The sequence below is a fragment of the Ferrovibrio xuzhouensis genome (genome assembly GCF_042648965.1).
In the GTDB taxonomy this organism is placed as follows: Bacteria; Pseudomonadota; Alphaproteobacteria; order Ferrovibrionales; family Ferrovibrionaceae; genus Ferrovibrio; species Ferrovibrio xuzhouensis.
The window spans coordinates 596,291-612,245 of the sequence record NZ_JBHRYJ010000001.1; the positions used below are offsets into that span (position 1 = coordinate 596,291).

Here is a 15,955-nt window from a genome sequence, read left to right on the forward strand (position 1 = left end):
AGCCATTGATCTGATTGAGCGTCTGCCGCTCGTGGTCGGACTCTATTACGAAAGCTTCCTCGTCGTCTGCCTCATACGATCAGTGTCGAGATGCCGAGGCGCCACGTCTTCATATCCATTCCTTCCTGCGCGCAACGCCGTCTCCTCACGACTAGCTTTGGATAGAGGTATTGGTGATCTCCTCGCTTCTGCGCCAAAGCTCTTCGGCAGCTTTCAGGTCGACCGCATAGGCTTGGACGCCGGTGCCGCGATTGGCACGATCTTCAGTCAGAGCGAAGGAACCGCCCTCCGGGAGCACGGGCGTGATGTCGGAATCGGCGCAGTACACACCGCCTTTGCCGTCGAGTTGCGGACTGACCGCGCACCAGACATGAGTGGCCGCTCCCTGCGGCACCGACTTCAGGTCACGGCTCAGATCGACGACCGGCCGATCATTCTCGTCGACGAACCCGGTCTTCTTCAGCATTTCCAAGCCGACATGCGTGCCGAGATTCGTTCCCGCGATTCCGCCGGGATGGAGCGCGAACGCGCGAATGCCCACGTCCTTGCCACGCCGGTCGAGGGCGACCACGAACAAGATGTTGGCCGTCTTCGACTGACCATAGGCCTTGAAAGGGTCATAGGCGCGGCGCTCGAAATTGACGTCGTCGAACATCACCGGCGAGAAGCGGTGCCCGGCGGAGGAGACCGATACGACGCGCGCGCCATGGGCGCGCTTCAGCGCCGGCCAGAGCCGCAGAGTCAGCCGGAAATGGCCGAGGTGGTTGGTGGCAAACTGTAGCTCGTTGCCTTGCGCGTCGCGCTTCAGTTCGGGCAGCGCCATGACGCCGGCGTTGTTGATGAGCAGGTGAAGCGGCAGGCCTGTCTCGACGAAGTCGCGTGCGAAGTTATCGATCGAGCCGGGGTCGGTGAGGTCCATCGGCCGAACCTCCATGCCGCCGCCTGCTGCGGCGATGGCCTCGCGCGCGCGCGCGACGTCACGCGCCGGCACGATGATCCGCGCGCCCGCCGAGGCGAGCGTGCACGCTGTTTCAAGCCCGAGGCCCGAGTAGCCGCCCGTGACGATCGCCACCTTGCCGACGAGATCCACACCTTTAATGATGTCGATGGTCGTGGAGGCGCGGCCAAATCCTGAACCGATCGGTGCCTGTGGTGTGTTCATTGCTGTATCTCCGTTTTGAAGACAGGAAGAAGCGAAAGCGTGCAATTAGGCCGAAAGGCGCGCCATCGACGGAACCGTGCGGCCATCCACGGTGAGGCCGCCGAACGCGAGCATCGGCGCCAGAGTCTCGTTGTTCTCGGCGGGGAAGTTCAGTTTCGGTTTGGAGACGTCATCGAGCTTCTTCATCTGCTCAGGCGACAGCGTCACGTCGATGGAATCGAGATTGGCCTTGAGCTGGTCGAGGCGCCTTGCGCCGACAAGGGTGGAGCTGACGCCCGCGCGCGACCTGACCCAGGCCAGCGCGACCGATGCGGAGCTGACGCCAAGCTCCGAGGCGACCTCGGCCACCGCGATGATGATGTCGTAATCCGCCTCGCTTGGAACGCCGACCATGCCTGTGCGCTTGGTGTCGATATTGCCTTTGTCGCCACGCTTGAATTTTCCGCTCAGGAAGCCGCTCTTGAGCGGGGACCAGGGCATGACGCCCATTCCCATCCTCTGCGCCATGGGGAAAAGTTCGCCTTCGCTGGTTCGCTCGAGTAACGAATACTCGAGCTGCAGCGCGATGATCGGCGCCCACCCCCGGAAGTGGGCGATCGTCTGGGCTTCGGCAGTCTTCCAGGCGGGAATATCCGAGAAGCCGACGTAGCGGATCTTGCCGGCCGTGACGAGATCGTCGAGACCTCGCAACGTCTCCTCGATCGGCGCCGTCTGGTCCCAATTGTGCAGCCAATAGAGATCGATGTAGTCAGTTTGGAGGCGCTTCAGTGACGCTTCGCATTGCTGGATCAAAGCCTTTCGTCCCGCTCCGCCACCGTTCGGATCGCCAGGAAACAGGCTGCAGTAGAATTTCGTGCTGAGCACGATGCTGTCGCGACGGACGTCGTGCTGCTGCAGATAGTCGCCGATGATCTTCTCGGAGTGCCCGCCGGTATAGATGTTGGCAGTGTCGACAAAATTGCCACCCCGGTCGAGATATTCCGACATCATCGCATCGGACTCTGCCTCGCTGGCGCCCCAGCCGAAGTCTTCGCCGAAGGTCATGGTGCCCAGACAAAGCGGACTGACGCGCAGGCCTGACCGTCCAAGGGTGGTGAAGTGATCGAGAGGCATTCGCACGCTCCGTCGTTCATGTGACTCAACTTAATTCTAGATCACCCGCTTTGAATGATGAATGATTGATCGTGCTAGATTTATGCGAGATAGTACGGATATGCGCTCAGACCCTCTTTCCGATGTCCTTGATCTCGCCGACGCCCGATGCGTCCTTTCGGGAACCCTCCTTGCTGGGGGGGAATGGTCACGAAAGTTCCAGCGCTCCGACGCGGTGAAATTCCTGGCCGTGGTGAGGGGGAGTTGCTGGCTGTCGACCGAGGGCAATTCAGCAGCACCGGCGCGCTTCGAAGCCGGTGATGTCGTGATCACCAATGGAGCTCCGCCGATCGTCCTGGCCAGCACCCCGGAGCGGCTTGCGAACGCCACTTGCGCTCCTCTGGAGCGCGACGCCGAGGGCAACTTGCGCGCCGGCGAAGGCGCCGATTTCATGATGATCGGGGGTTTGCTGGAAGTCGACGAGCAGCGCTGTGGCTTCCTTCGGGAAACTCTCCCACCGTTGATCCATGTCAGCGGCCAGCGAGGAGAAGCCGCCAAGCTGCGCTGGCTTCTGACCGAACTGGCCGAGGAAATGCTGCGCAATCGGGCCGGGTCGGCGACGGCGATTACGCATCTGGCAAAGCTGCTGTTTGTAGAAGCGCTCCGCCTCCATATCGAGGATTCGAAATCCGAGCAGGTAGGCTGGCTCACAGCTCTCGACGACAGACGCATCTCGATCGCGCTGCGCAGTGTTCACGCTGACCCGTCGCATCCCTGGACTCTTGAGGAGCTGGCAAAACTATCGGGGATGTCGCGCACATCCTTTGCCGTAAGGTTCAGGGATGTCGTGGGCATGCCTCCTCTGACCTATGTGCTTAACTGGCGCATACGGTTGGCGGAAAGAGATCTGAGCGAAACCGACCATTCGGTTGCGGACATCGCATGGTCCGTCGGGTACGGTTCCGAGAGCGCATTCAGCAATGCTTTCAGAAGAGCAACCGGCCTCTCTCCAGGCCGCTTCCGCAAGGAAGCCATGCAAACCTATTCGGAACGTCGCCGCAGCGTGAAGCGTCGGGAATTGGAAGCCGAATAGGCTCGCAGCGCTGACGCGCCGCGGGTCTGAGAAACGCAAAACGGGGAGCGACGCTCGACCCTCGAAGCCAACCTTTAAGAGGGGTGGCGCTCTATCCAGCTGAGCTACGGACGCATTTCACTTCGCTTAATCCTATCGACCTCCGGCGGTCAACGGATTCGAACACCTTCAACCGAGCCTCTCGTTCCAAGCGTCCAACGCATCGTGCTGGTACTCGCTACGCCACATGCTTGTTCGCTGTTCTTCTCTGAAAACTGCTTACGCGGCGCTTACGCAAAGAATTTTCCAGATCGGGCAGCTTACCGAGAGAACGTCAACCTACTGAAACTCGTTGCCTTTTTCCACTTCCTTCCAAACCAAATCCCCTTGACCTCTGCCTTCGGAGCGTGAAGCGGCCATTTCTATCGAGTTCTGTATTCGCACCCTTCGATAAAATCGACTGCCGCCTTTTTACAATTCTTCATAGCAGCGACAATAAAGATGTTTCTCCTTAAGTTCGCCTGAGGCACTCAGCAGATTTGTCTGTCTTCATCATGACCATGAGAAAAGTCGTCTTACGTCCGCACAAAGAAATTTGTCAGCGATACACTGCCGTGTGCTAATCGACCTCGGTGGATATTTCTCCTTCGATCACGGCTTGCAAATTCTCGCGCCGTAGTGGCGATCGGCCGATTTTTGACACACCCCTGTTCTTCTAGGCCACTGCAGACGTACTTGCGATGCCTCGCGCACATATGCTGCGCAGGTCGGCAGCCTTCACCCCGTCACGCGCCATCAGAAGCTGCACCATCGGGTCGTCAAGTATGTCCTGCAGGCTCGGTTCCTTGAAACCAGCGTCATGCCCTGGAACGTTGAATAATTGGCAGATTTCGACTCGCGCGGCGATCATGAGATTCCTTCTGCAAGATTTTTTGTATGATTGGAGCTCGATCTTCAGCAGGTGTTGACCTGGATCAAGATGGCTGGTCGATAGTCAAGAATAGACTTGCCGCGTTATTTCCCCCTGCGATGGAGAGCGACAATGGCCGATACTCAGCTGGTTCCGCATGATCCGTTCGAAAGCCTGCATAAGCAGGTCGATCGCCTGTTCGGCAGTTTCTTCAACGACTTCTCGATACCGAAGCTGCAGTTGCGCAATGGCGACCTGGTGCCGAAGCTCGATTTCAAGGAAACCGACAAGGCCTACCAGATCGACATCGAGCTGCCCGGCATCCCTGCCAAGGATGTCGAGATTTCGGTCGCCAAAGGCATCCTGACGGTAAAGGGCGAGAAGAAGGGCGAGTCGGAGGAAAAGCGCAAGGACTATATCCGCATCGAGCGCAGCTATGGCTGCTTCGAGCGGAGCCTGGCCCTGCCGGAAGATGCCGACGACGCCAAGATCGAAGCCGCCAGCAGGGATGGCGTGCTGACGGTGACGGTCACGAAGAAGGCAGGCACCGCGCATGCGACCCGCAAGATCGAGGTCAAGGCTGCCTGAGCCGGTCACGGGTTTCCAAAAGTCAAATACAGGGCGGGCCGCCAGGCCCGCCCTCTGCTTTTCTGCCGGCGACGACAGCCTGCAGCCTGCCGTCAGTCCTCGCTCACAACGGCTTGCCATAGGTCCCGCATTTCGCGCGGCATCAGTCCGACGAGCTTGCGGATTTCGCCGCTGTCGATGTGCTCCCGCAGCAGGTCGAAGACGGCCACGGCGGCCTCCTCGGCAGAGAATGGCGCATCCGGCCCCAGTTCCCGGGCGATATGGTCGAGGAACTGCGCCTTGTGATGCTCTTTCGGATGCTGGTGGCCGGGTTGCCAGCCCTCATAGAACAGGCCGCGCACCAGCAGCGGCAGCTGCGCCGACAGATGCGCGCAGGCCTCCGGCGTCATCCGGTCGCGCAAGGCATGCAGGCTGCTGCGCAAAGCGGCATAGGCCAGCCGCCGGTCGCCGACCTGCAACCGATCCATCAGACCTTTCAGCCAGATATTGGTTTCGTGAACGGTGGTGTCGATCCCTGCAAGCCCGGTCATGGTCATCTTGGCAATCCTTTCGTCTCGGTTGCATGGTCCCGGTTCTTTCCGGATGCGGGCCGCGCCTGCTGTCTCGCCGTCGCCAGCACGGCCGCTACCTCGGCATCATCGACCTGCGGGAAGCTGCGGTAGTGGACGCCGACGGCACAGAAATCCGCCGGCGTTTCCAGGCAGACGATGTCGTCGGCCAGCCCGGCGAATTCCTCCAGCGTCTGCGGCGCGGCAACCGGCACGGCGAGGATGATGCGGCGCGGGCCGGCCTCGCGCAGCAGGGTAAGCGCGGCCCGCGCCGTGGCACCGGTGGCGATGCCGTCATCCACCACCACGACCACGCGGCCGGCGACCGGCAGCGGCGGACGGTCGCCTTCATAGAGGCGGCGGCGCCTTTCGATCTCCTGCAGCTGGCGGTCGGCCTCCGCCTGCAGATAGGCTTCGGTGATGCCGAGCTGGCCGGCGATCGCGCGATTGACCGTCATGCGCGGATGCGGGCCATCGGCGATGGCGGCAACGGCAAGTTCCGGCTGGTTCGGTGCGCCGATCTTGCGGACCAGCAGCACGCCGAGCGGTGCCTGCAGGGCCGCGGCGATTTCCGCCGCCACCGGAACGCCACCGCGCGGCAGGGCGAGAATGACCGGATGGTCCGGGCGCCAGGGCAGCAGCCGCTGCGCCAGCCGGCGGCCGGCGTCAGCCCTGTCTCTGAACATGGGAATCTGCGTGCAGCAGGTAGCGCCGGAACCAGAAGGCCGCGCAATCGATCACCTGGTCGAGTGCGCCGACCTCCTCGAACAGGTGGCTGGCATCCGGAACCACCTTGAGTGTCGTCTTGCAGGTCATCTGCGAGCTGGCCCAGCGGTTGAGCGCAAGGACCTCGGTGTCCATGCCACCGACAATAAACAGGGTCGGCGCCCGCACATCCGCCAGGAACGGTCCGGCGAGATCGGGCCGGCCGCCGCGACAGACGATTGCCTTGACGGGCTCGGGCTGGCGTGCCGCCGCCACCAGGGCGGCTGCGGCGCCGGTGCTGGCGCCGAAATAGCCGATGTCGACGGGATGGTGGTCAATGCGTCGGCGCAGCCACTGGGTGGCGAGGATCAGCCGGTCGGCCAGCAGGTCGATATCGAAGGTGGCGGCACGGTCGGTGCCTTCCTGGGGCAGCAGCAGATCGAACAGCAGGGTGCCGAAACCGGCCCGGGCCAGTGCCTGGGCAACGTATTTGTTGCGTGGGCTGTGGCGGCTGCTGCCACTGCCATGGGCGAAGACCACGACGGAGCGGGCCTGCACCGGCAGGGTCAGATGACCATCGAGGCCGAAAGGCGGAATCGCCACGATCTCATCGACCGGCGCCGGCAGTTCCATTATCTGCCCGTTCGACGTGACGAGCCTCGGGCTAAAGCTCCTGCCGAGCCCGATATGCGTTTGCTGGGTCATCGCGTGTTTCCTGTCCTCTGCTAGCCTGCCTGCCGATGCCCGAGACCGACCGGATGCACGGTCGAGGCCTGCAGGCCCTTTTCGCCCATCGCTGTGGTCAGCGTCACCCGGGTTCCCACAACAAGGTCCTCGAAGTGGCCGTCCACCACGCTGTTGCGGTGGAAATAGACTTCCTCGCCGTCCGCCAGTTCGATGAAGCCATAGTCCTGCCCGGCGATCAGGCCGGCGACCCGGCCCTGCAGCGGTTCGATATGGGCTTTGACGTCGCCGCGCTGGTGGCGGGAAAAATCCTCCAGCCGGCGGATTGCGGCATCGAAGGCGTCACGGATCGCCACATAGACATCGGCATGGGCATGATGCTCGTCCGGCGACCGGTCCACCACCAGCTCGCCGCCGGGCACCGTCAGGTCGATGCGGATGCGGTAGAGATTGCCCTTGTGATGATGGCGGTGCGGCGCCTCGACGGTGACACGGCAGGCGGAGACCCGCCCGTAGAACCGGTCGAGCAGTCTGGCTTTCTCGTGAATCCGCGTCACCACGGCATCGGACGGATCCATGTTGCGAAACGATATCTGCAGCGGCAGTTCCATGTCGTCTCCTTGTCACGATTGCCATATTGCCGGACCGGCCGGCCGGCGCGACTTAATCTGGTTTAAGCCCGGGGCACAGATTGCAGTGCACACTGCACAAATCCGAATTGCGGGAACCGGAAGTGCCTGTCTGCAACAGCCAGCTCGCCGCAACCGGCCGCTTTTCGGCATCGTGCCCGTTGTTGCGGCGGACGATGGCGGCGGCATCAGAGGTGCCCGATTTCCTCGTCATCGCAGTCATAGCCAAGCCGGCTCAGGCCCTCCTCGAGGAAATCGCCGAGCTGCGGCTGACCCATGAGGTAGGCGGCGGTATGGTCGCTGCGCCGCTGGCGCGCCAGGTCCAGCGCGGCCGGCCATTCACCGGCAGTGAAATCGCCGCGGCCAAGCCAGGACAACGCCACCAGTTCGGCGCTTTCGTCGGTATTCAGGGCGCCGATGGCGGCGGCGAGCTCGGCGGCGGTGGGATCGTCGCGGAAGTCCTGCAGGATCACCGCCGCGCCGTCGTCGGCAGGGTTCGATCCGGAATCGGGATCGACCGGTTCCACCTTGGCATCGAATTCGTGCGCCTTGACGATGATATAGCACACCGTTTCGGGCGGGATGGTCAGGGGCTGAGCCGTCTCGGGTGTCGGGTCGGTCATGCTGGCTCCGCGATTGCTGATGGCGTCGTGCCGCCGTAGCCGGATAGCGGCCGGCCGGGCAACGAAGTCAGTCTTGCATCACAAGGAATTCGCGCGGTTAACCTGTGTTAGGGCGAACCGGCCGGCGATTGTCTAACCTGGCAAAAAATGGCCGCCGCCGGGGCGGCCGTGGCAACGGACGGAAACATCATGCTGGCACGCGATATCATGACAAGCGACGTCGTCACCGTCGATCTGACAATGACGGTACGCGAGATTGCCAATCTGCTGGTCGAGCGCCGGATCAGTGGCGTACCGGTGGTCGATGGCGAGAGGCGGGTGCTCGGCATCGTCAGCGAAGCCGACCTGATGCGACGTAGCGATATCGGCACCGAGAAGCACCGGGCCTGGTGGTCGGCCTTGCTTGACGATGCGCCGTCACTCGCCCGTGAATTCGTCCAGCAGAGCGGCATCCATGCAGCCGACGTGATGAGCCGCGACGTCCTGACGGTCACCGAGGATACCTCGATCTTTGCCGTGGCCGACCTGATGGACACCTACAACATCAAGCGCGTGCCGGTGCTGCGCCAAAGCCGCCTGGCCGGCATCATCAGCCGGTCGGATATCGTGCGGGTGCTGGCGAAACGGCAGTCGATGGGCGAGACGGTGAAGATCCCGCAGACCGACAGCGAAATCCGCCTGGCGCTGGTCGAGCGGATGCGTACGGAGGCCTGGGCCAACGCGCCCTATATCAGCACCACGGTGCATGACGGTATTGTCGAGCTGAATGGCTTTATCGGCTCCGACAGCGAGAAACAGGCTCTGCGGGTCCTGGCGGAGACCCTGCCGGGCGTACACGGTGTGCTCGACCGGGTTCAGGTCTTCGTGCCGCCGGTCAGTATGACTTGAGCTGGCCGGGCGGGACCGGTCGGCAAACAAGAAAAAGGGCGGCTCTCAGGCCGCCCTTCGACTGGCGATCCGTGGCGTGTTACTCCTTGGCTGCCTGCTCCTCGGGAGCCGCGCGCTTTGCGCCGGTGTCGCCTTCACCCGCCGAAAAACCGGTCCAGTGCGGCAGGGCTTCCTCCATCATGCCTGCAATCTCGGTACCGCATTGCTGGCACTCCTGCAGGTCGGCCGAGACGCGCTGCAGGCTGCCGTTCATCCATTCGCCATACAGGGCGGGAATGTTGACGAACTGGCCGTCGCCGTTCGGATGAAGGGCCTTCTGGGCCACCTCGACGGCCGCTTTCGCCGCTTCCTGACGGCGGTCCAGCCAATGCTTCATGAAACTGCTGTACATGGTCAGCATCCGGTTGTTGACCGCCCACATGCGTTCACCCTGCTGCTGCAGGGCGTGCATCGCGGCGTCGCTGCCATTGCCTTTGTTCTGCGTTACCTGACGGGGGGTTGCCATGCATGCTTCTCCTTCTCGGGATGGGATTTCCGCGGCGGCCCGCTGCCGCGCCGGAATCAGCCGTCCGAATCTGTACCGGCCTGTGCCGCAGCGGTGATTGATCTGGGTTTAGGAGCAGGCAAATTATACATCCTTTGCGCTTTCGATTGCCGAGTCATTATGATGAGAAAATGGCAAAGTCACCTTTAAAGCTCAGTGAAAGCTGACCACGAAAGAAAGCTGCACGACCATCAGGTCGTGCAGCTTCAGTTGCTTTTGCCGTATGCATCCGTCCGGGCCGTCGGGATTGGGGCATATCGGAACCCGGGGATGGCCTCGCCGGATTGCCGGCGAACCAACAAAAACCACGCCTGCCGGTCGCTTCGGGGGAATGTCAATCCGACAGGTCACCAACATAAACATCATACCGGTGACATCCCGTTTTCAGGCTGATCTGCGTTAAGTGGCCGGGGAATTTGCAATACAATCGTTGCCGGCTCTCCCATGCCCATGAATTTTCTGGTGATATTCAGAGCCCGAAGCAGCGCGAATTCGATCGTCGGACAAACCGCCGGAAGTGGAAGCCACTTTCCCTTGATCCATATCAGAGAGCCGCGTGCAGAATACGCGTTTGATATGCGTTACACGCAATCGGCGTGCCTGAGAGCAACCGGGGTGAGACAGGTGACCGCGATGACGCTGATCCACACCATTTCGCCGCTGTTCCGCTGCAGTGCCTGCGCCATCCGCCCCCACAGCATCTGCGGCGCGATGTCCGGCCCGGAGGAGCTGGCCGAACTGGCCTCGGCCCGGCTCGCCTATCGCAGCTACATGCCAAACGATCCGGTTTATGCCCAGGGCGATCCGGTCGGAAATGTTTTCATCCTGGTCTCCGGCTGGGTGCACCTCTTTCAGATCCTTGAAGACGGCCGCCGCCAGATCCAGCGATTCCTGATGCCGGGCGACCTGTTCGGGGCGGTGTCGCTAGGGCATCATGATATCGATCATGGCGCCGAAGCCCTGACGCGGGTCACCGCCTGCATCGTGCCGAATGCGAAACTCGCCGGCCTGCAGCAACGCCATCCGGCTTTCGCCAACCGGGTTCTTGAAGCCGTCGAACAAAGCGCGCATGCCTCGATGGACACGGTCACCAACCTTGGCCGCCGCAATGCCACGGAACGTGTCGCCCGACTGCTGTACGGCTGTCTCTCCGAGATGCGGCGACGCGACCTCATCGCGCCGGATGCCAGTGGCGCCAGCTTGCCGCTGACACAGGTAACGATCAGCGACGCTCTGGGGCTGACCTCGATCCATGTCAACCGCGTGCTGCGCAGCCTGCGTGAAATGAATGTCCTGACCTTTGTCCGCGGCGCGCTGATCGTGCTCGACGATGCGAAACTGGCGCGCCTTGTCCATTGCGCCGGCGGGTATGATCATCGTCGCGCCCCCCCCGGAATTGACGTCCCGGCAATGATCGCGATCCCTGCAGTCGCTGCTGGACAGGCGGGCCTGCGGTAGGCCACATTTCTGCGCGGCGCTTCGCCGGGCGGGAAATGATACAGCCGCTGGTCGCCGAGATTGATGACGATCCCGGTACGGGGTGCGGCAGGCAGGATATGACGGTCGGGCAGAACGATTGGCGTGCTATCGCCCGGCAGCCAGGGATCGATGCCACGATTGGCCGTCACCAGTTCGTCGTAGCCAAGATCATAGCGTATCGCGATATCGGCCAGCGTATCGCTGGCGCGGGTCAGATACTCTGTTTCCGTGCCGATGAGGTCGTCCGTCAGTTCGCCGGCCCGGCTTCGCCACAAAGGCGGCAATGCCAGTGCAAGCGCGGCAACACCAAGAAAAACACGACGGTTCATATCGTACCGATTTGCATGTCAGCTTGGTACTATACCGGGAACCACCCGCAGCTTCTTGACGCATGTCAATGAGATTTGGAACGTAAGTTGATCCAATCAGCCTAAGATGGCTTCATCTGGACTGGTCCAATGCCTCCGGCTCCCTCTGATTCATTCGCACCGCCACCTCCGCCCATGGCACTGCAGCGCATTCTTGGCATGCTCTGGCACCGCAAGTGGCTGCTGGTATCGTCTGCTTTGGTACTCTGCGGCCTGATCGCGCTGTTCCTGCGCTGGCTCCTGGGTCCTGAAGTCGTGGTCTATCCTGCGGTGCGTACAGACATGGTTAGAACAGTGGTTGCCAGCGGCCATGTCGAGACGCCGTTCCGCGTCGAGATTGGCAGCCAGATCACCGGCACGGTGGCCGAGGTGCTGGTCGACGAGGGCCAGAGCGTTGTGCGCGGTCAGGCGTTGATCGTCATTGATCCGCGCGAATTGCAAGCCGCCGTGCAACAGGCCGAAGGTGCCATGGCGCAGAGCGAAGCGCGCATCCGGCAATTACAGGAACTGACTTTGCCCTCGGCAATGGAGACTCTGAAGGAGGCACGGGCCAACCTGGTGAATGCCAAGGCCGCCTATGATCGCGCCGCGCAACTGGTCAAAACCGGCTACGGGACCCGCGCCGCGCTGGATGATGCCACACGCAATCTCGATGTCGCTCAGACGCAGGTACGCAGTGCCGAACTGGCGGTGTTCACCGCTGGTCCAAGCGGTAGTGACTACGTGATGGCGCAGACGCAGCTGAGTCAGGCCCAGGCCAATCTTGCCAATGCCCACGCACGGCTCGACTATGCCACCATCCTGGCCCCGCGTGACGGCGTTCTGATCGCGCGCAATGTCGAACGCGGCGTGGTGGCACAGCCCGGCCGGGCTCTTCTGGTGCTGGCACCGGCCGGCGATACGCAACTGGTCCTGCAGATCGATGAAAAGAATCTCGGTCTGCTCAAGCTGGGACAAAATGCACTCGCTTCGGCAGAAGCCTATCCGGACCAGACTTTCCCGGCTGTACTCAACTATATCAATCCATCGATCGACATCACCCGCGCTTCTGTGACGGTAAAGTTACTGGCGCCGAACCCGCCGGCCTACCTGCGGCAGGACATGACCGTCTCGGTTGATATTGAGGTTGAGCGCCATTCCGACACATTGTCGTTGCCGGCTCGCACGGTGCATGACGCAACCTCCGCAACGCCGTGGGTCTTGGTCTTGCGCCATGGGCGGCCGCAAGTACAGCCGGTGCGCATCGGCCTGCGAGCGGCGCAACAGGTTGAGATCCTGGATGGCGTGTCGGCCGGCGACACCGTCGTGCCGGTCGCCGCGGGTGTGCGCGCCGGCCAGCGAATCCGTCCGATCACGCCCTGAAAGGAGTGCGGCGATGAAGCATTGGCTGTCCTTTGAGTGGATCGCTGCGCTACGTTTCCTCGCCGAGGGCAGGCTGCAGACCGCGTTTATCATCGGCGGCATCACCATCGGCGTCGGCGTGATTGTGTTTATGTCAGCCATGCTGGCTGGCCTGCAGGCCAATTTCATTAAGCGCGTGCTGACCGCCCAGTCGCAGATCCAGCTCCTGCCACCCGACGAGGTGGCGCGCCCCCTGCGTCATAATCATGGCGAGGTCGAACTGGCCATCGTGCAACGGCCGACCCAGCGGCTGCTATCGATCGATCAATGGCAGACCATCGAGGCCGCCATGCACAACCGAAGCGACATCATCGTCGTTGCCAATATTGCTTCCGGCTCGGCGCTGGCCATTCGCGGCGATGCCAGCCACAGCATCACGCTGACCGGTGTGGAGTCGGATAGCTATTTCAGGATCGTCCGTGTGCCGGATTATATCGTGGCCGGCGAGCCCCGGCTCGGTACAGACGACATCCTGATTGGCACGGAGCTGGCCAAGGACCTCGGCGTCACCGTCAGTGACAAGCTGAATGTCAGCACCGCCAATGGCGCTAGCCGGGTTCTCACCGTCCGTGGCATCTTCGATCTCGGCAACAAAGGCGTGAACCAGCGCAACACCTATGTCGCGTTGCGTACCGCGCAGAGCCTGCTCGACCTGATCGGCGGGGCCACCAGCATCGAGCTCACGATCACGGATATCTATGCCGCCGAAGCCATCGCCCGGGATATCGCCGCCGCCTATCCCGTCCAGGCGGACAGTTGGATCAAGACCAATGCGCAGTTCTTCACTGCGGTCCAGGCGCAAAAGAATTCCAACACCATGATCCGGCTGTTCGTTGGCATTTCGGTTGCCTTTGGCATCGCCGCAGTGCTGGTCGTTTCAGTGATCCAGCGCTCCAAGGACATCGGCATCATGCGCGCCATGGGGGCGCGCCGCGGCCAGATGCTGCGCATATTCCTGATCCAGGGTGGCGTCCTTGGCTTCATCGGCTCTCTGTTCGGTGCGCTGCTGGGCGCCGCCGCATTGATTCTGTGGCATCGCTATGCCCGACAGGTTGATGGCAGTGAACTCTTTCCGCTGATTCTGGAGCCGAGTCTTTTCATCAGCGCCGCCGGGCTTGCCACGGTGACGGGCGTCATCGCCGGCATCGCGCCGGCCCTGCGCGCCGCACGCCTCGATCCGGTGGAGGCGATTCGTGGTTGATGTCATCACCCTGCAGGGAATTTGCAAATCGTTCAATATTGGCAGTTCGGTAGAGACCGAGGTGCTGCATGGCATCGATTTCACCATGCGATCCGGCGAATTCGTCGCCTTGATGGGGCCGTCCGGCTCGGGCAAAAGCACCCTACTCAATATCATCGGCTTGCTCGACCGGCCGACCGCCGGCCATCTGCTGATCAATGGCGTCGAAACCACCGCGCTGCCCGATGCCGAACTGACCCGCCTGCGGGGCCGTACCATCGGCTTCGTCTTCCAATACCACTACCTGATCTCGACCTTCACGGCGCTGGAGAACGTGATGATGCCGATGCTGGTTGACCGTGGCCGGCCGAGCGCCGAGATGGAGCACCGCGCCGACGCGCTGCTTGAGCAGGTGGGGTTGAGCAAGTGGCGCAACAACCGCGCCACCAATATGTCGGGCGGCCAGCAGCAACGCGTGGCCGTGGCCCGTGCGCTGTCGATGAACCCCGCCCTGGTACTGGCCGACGAACCGACCGGCAATCTCGACACGACCTCGGCGGAAGGCGTCTTCAACTTGATGCGGCAGATCAATCGGCAGAGCAATACGAGCTTTCTGCTGGTGACGCATAATCTTGACCTAGCGGAACGCTGCGACCGCATCGTCGAGATTGTGGACGGCCGCATCGCTGGCGAGCGGCAGTCAGCTTCATAGGTGTCGGCCTCTGCATATAAGAAGCGGGGAGGTATCGACTCCCCGCTCAGTATATTATTAGACCTTCATCATGACGATGAGAGAAGCCACAAACTCTCTGATCGGGACGGCGTCGACAACCAAGCTCGGCATTGCCGTCTTCATCGAGCAGGCGGACCTCCGTGCAAAATACCATGCGGCTGTCACAGCCGACATTCAGACCAGCGACCTCTCAACGCTGAAAGAAACTGTAGAGGCACTGAATGTTCGCGGGACATCGACAACGCGTGGCAGTCGGTGGCGGACGATCGAGGTCAAGCGCGTTCTTGAGCGGGTCGGCTCAGACGCCGTCACTCAGCGCCGCTCGTACCAGCCACGACTGCTGTTGACGATCTTCACCACCGAAAGCATCACCGGCACTTCGATCAGCACGCCGACCACCGTTGCCAGTGCGGCACCGGAATTCAGGCCGAAGATGCTGATCGCGGCGGCGACGGCCAGCTCGAAGAAATTGCTGGCGCCGATCAACGCCGAGGGCCCGGCGACGCAATGATCGACCCCGAACAGGCGGTTGAGGCCATAGGCCAGCCCCGAATTGAAATAGACCTGGATCAGGATCGGCACCGCCAGCAGGGCGATCACCAGCGGATGATCGACGATCTGCTCGCCCTGGAAGGCAAACAGGAGGACCAACGTCACCAGCAGGGCAACGAGGGAAACCGGCCCGAGCACCTGCTGCACTCGCTCCAATGACCGCTTGCTGGTATTCAGGAGTTGGTGACGCCAGAGCTGGGAGATGACGACCGGCACCACGATATAGAGGCCGACCGACAGCAGCAGCGTGTCCCACGGCACGGTGATCGCCGAGATGCCGAGCAGCAGGCCGACGATGGGCGCGAAAGCCACCACCATGATGGCGTCGTTCAGCGCCACCTGGCTCAGCGTGAAATGCGGCTCGCCCTCGACCAGGTTGCTCCACACAAAGACCATGGCCGTGCAGGGTGCGGCGGCCAGCAGGATCAGGCCGGCGATGTAAGACTCGATCTGGTCGGCCGGCAGGTATGGCCGGAACAGCCAGCCGACGAATATCCAGCCCAACAAAGCCATCGAAAAGGGCTTCACCGCCCAGTTGATGAACAATGTCACGCCGATGCCGCGCCAGTGCCGGGTGACTTCGCCCAAAGCCGCGAAGTCGATCTTCAGCAGCATCGGGATGATCATCAGCCAGATCAGAACTGCGACCGGCAGATTGACCCTGGCGATCTCCGCCGCGGCGATGACGTGAAAAGCCCCGGGAAAGAAATGCCCCAGCGCGATGCCGGCAACGATACAAAGCGCCACCCAGAGGGTGAGGTAGCGCTCGAAGGTATTCATGGCCGGCTTGGATCGGC

The 15,955-nt window shown here is 62.0% G+C and carries 18 protein-coding genes; 7 read left to right on the forward strand and 11 right to left on the reverse strand.

All coding sequences use genetic code 11. The features are described from left to right. Positions 1-151: 151 nt before the first annotated feature. A complete protein-coding gene (locus ACFOOQ_RS02805) occupies positions 152-1,162 on the reverse strand; it encodes an SDR family NAD(P)-dependent oxidoreductase (RefSeq protein ID WP_379721461.1) in 1,011 nt (336 codons plus the stop codon). Between the two features lie 45 nt (positions 1,163-1,207). Next, entirely contained in the window at positions 1,208-2,275 is a 1,068-nt protein-coding gene (locus ACFOOQ_RS02810; protein ID WP_379721464.1) for an aldo/keto reductase, read from the reverse strand. A gap of 61 nt (positions 2,276-2,336) precedes the next feature. Between ACFOOQ_RS02810 and ACFOOQ_RS02815 the strand changes: the two genes are divergently transcribed. After that, positions 2,337-3,347 (forward strand): AraC family transcriptional regulator, encoded by a 1,011-nt coding sequence (locus tag ACFOOQ_RS02815; RefSeq protein ID WP_379721466.1) that lies wholly within the window; start codon positions 2,337-2,339, stop codon positions 3,345-3,347. 694 nt (positions 3,348-4,041) lie between these two features. Here the strand turns inward: ACFOOQ_RS02815 and ACFOOQ_RS02820 are convergent. Beyond that, the gene (locus ACFOOQ_RS02820) at positions 4,042-4,236 is read right to left on the reverse strand and encodes a hypothetical protein (protein ID WP_379721469.1); all 195 of its coding nucleotides are present in this window, start codon (positions 4,234-4,236) and stop codon (positions 4,042-4,044) included. 132 nt (positions 4,237-4,368) lie between these two features. On the opposite strand from ACFOOQ_RS02820, the gene ACFOOQ_RS02825 reads away from it, so the two are divergent. After that, positions 4,369-4,824: an Hsp20/alpha crystallin family protein gene (locus ACFOOQ_RS02825; RefSeq protein WP_379721472.1), complete on the forward strand. Its 456-nt coding sequence runs from the start codon at positions 4,369-4,371 to the stop codon at positions 4,822-4,824. Between the two features lie 92 nt (positions 4,825-4,916). Here ACFOOQ_RS02825 and ACFOOQ_RS02830 read toward each other — a convergent pair whose 3' ends face one another. The 5 genes from ACFOOQ_RS02830 to ACFOOQ_RS02850 all read right to left on the reverse strand — a co-directional run bounded on the left by ACFOOQ_RS02830 (position 4,917) and on the right by ACFOOQ_RS02850 (position 8,013). Next, positions 4,917-5,360: a DUF2267 domain-containing protein gene (locus ACFOOQ_RS02830; protein WP_379721475.1), complete on the reverse strand. Its 444-nt coding sequence runs from the start codon at positions 5,358-5,360 to the stop codon at positions 4,917-4,919. Beyond that, entirely contained in the window at positions 5,357-6,058 is a 702-nt protein-coding gene (locus ACFOOQ_RS02835; RefSeq protein ID WP_379721478.1) for a phosphoribosyltransferase, read from the reverse strand. The genes ACFOOQ_RS02830 and ACFOOQ_RS02835 overlap by 4 nt, the downstream gene beginning before the upstream one ends. Next, positions 6,039-6,782, reverse strand: a complete 744-nt coding sequence (locus ACFOOQ_RS02840; RefSeq protein WP_379721481.1) for a dienelactone hydrolase family protein — start codon at positions 6,780-6,782, stop codon at positions 6,039-6,041. The genes ACFOOQ_RS02835 and ACFOOQ_RS02840 overlap by 20 nt, the downstream gene beginning before the upstream one ends. A 20-nt stretch (positions 6,783-6,802) precedes the next feature. Then, positions 6,803-7,372: an HPF/RaiA family ribosome-associated protein gene (locus ACFOOQ_RS02845; RefSeq protein WP_379721484.1), complete on the reverse strand. Its 570-nt coding sequence runs from the start codon at positions 7,370-7,372 to the stop codon at positions 6,803-6,805. A 206-nt stretch (positions 7,373-7,578) separates the two neighbouring features. Further along, the gene (locus tag ACFOOQ_RS02850; RefSeq protein ID WP_379721487.1) at positions 7,579-8,013 is read right to left on the reverse strand and encodes a DUF3775 domain-containing protein; all 435 of its coding nucleotides are present in this window, start codon (positions 8,011-8,013) and stop codon (positions 7,579-7,581) included. 189 nt (positions 8,014-8,202) lie between these two features. On the opposite strand from ACFOOQ_RS02850, the gene ACFOOQ_RS02855 reads away from it, so the two are divergent. Continuing rightward, positions 8,203-8,901 carry a CBS domain-containing protein gene (locus ACFOOQ_RS02855; RefSeq protein ID WP_379721490.1) on the forward strand — a complete coding sequence of 233 codons (699 nt, stop codon included), beginning with the start codon at positions 8,203-8,205 and terminating at the stop codon, positions 8,899-8,901. Positions 8,902-8,980: 79 nt separating this feature from the next. Here the strand turns inward: ACFOOQ_RS02855 and ACFOOQ_RS02860 are convergent, their stop codons facing one another. Further along, positions 8,981-9,406 carry a hypothetical protein gene (locus ACFOOQ_RS02860; protein ID WP_379721493.1) on the reverse strand — a complete coding sequence of 142 codons (426 nt, stop codon included), beginning with the start codon at positions 9,404-9,406 and terminating at the stop codon, positions 8,981-8,983. A 489-nt stretch (positions 9,407-9,895) separates the two neighbouring features. Between ACFOOQ_RS02860 and ACFOOQ_RS02865 the strand changes: the two genes are divergently transcribed. Continuing rightward, the gene (locus ACFOOQ_RS02865) at positions 9,896-10,903 is read left to right on the forward strand and encodes a Crp/Fnr family transcriptional regulator (protein WP_379721496.1); all 1,008 of its coding nucleotides are present in this window, start codon (positions 9,896-9,898) and stop codon (positions 10,901-10,903) included. Here the strand turns inward: ACFOOQ_RS02865 and ACFOOQ_RS02870 are convergent. After that, positions 10,819-11,253, reverse strand: a complete 435-nt coding sequence (locus tag ACFOOQ_RS02870) for a hypothetical protein (protein WP_379721499.1) — start codon at positions 11,251-11,253, stop codon at positions 10,819-10,821. The genes ACFOOQ_RS02865 and ACFOOQ_RS02870 overlap by 85 nt on opposite strands. 174 nt (positions 11,254-11,427) lie before the next feature. Here ACFOOQ_RS02870 and ACFOOQ_RS02875 point away from each other — a divergent pair, with 174 nt between their 5' ends. From ACFOOQ_RS02875 to ACFOOQ_RS02885, 3 genes are read left to right on the forward strand one after another with little or no spacing between them, the layout of a single operon-like run. Continuing rightward, positions 11,428-12,654 (forward strand): efflux RND transporter periplasmic adaptor subunit, encoded by a 1,227-nt coding sequence (locus ACFOOQ_RS02875; protein WP_379721502.1) that lies wholly within the window; start codon positions 11,428-11,430, stop codon positions 12,652-12,654. Positions 12,655-12,667: 13 nt separating this feature from the next. Next, entirely contained in the window at positions 12,668-13,894 is a 1,227-nt protein-coding gene (locus ACFOOQ_RS02880; protein WP_379721505.1) for an ABC transporter permease, read from the forward strand. Next, a complete protein-coding gene (locus ACFOOQ_RS02885; RefSeq protein WP_379721508.1) occupies positions 13,887-14,585 on the forward strand; it encodes an ABC transporter ATP-binding protein in 699 nt (232 codons plus the stop codon). The genes ACFOOQ_RS02880 and ACFOOQ_RS02885 overlap by 8 nt, the downstream gene beginning before the upstream one ends. A gap of 333 nt (positions 14,586-14,918) precedes the next feature. Here the strand turns inward: ACFOOQ_RS02885 and arsB are convergent, their stop codons facing one another. Continuing rightward, positions 14,919-15,938 (reverse strand): ACR3 family arsenite efflux transporter, encoded by a 1,020-nt coding sequence (gene arsB, locus ACFOOQ_RS02890; protein ID WP_379725306.1) that lies wholly within the window; start codon positions 15,936-15,938, stop codon positions 14,919-14,921. Positions 15,939-15,955: the final 17 nt, after the last annotated feature.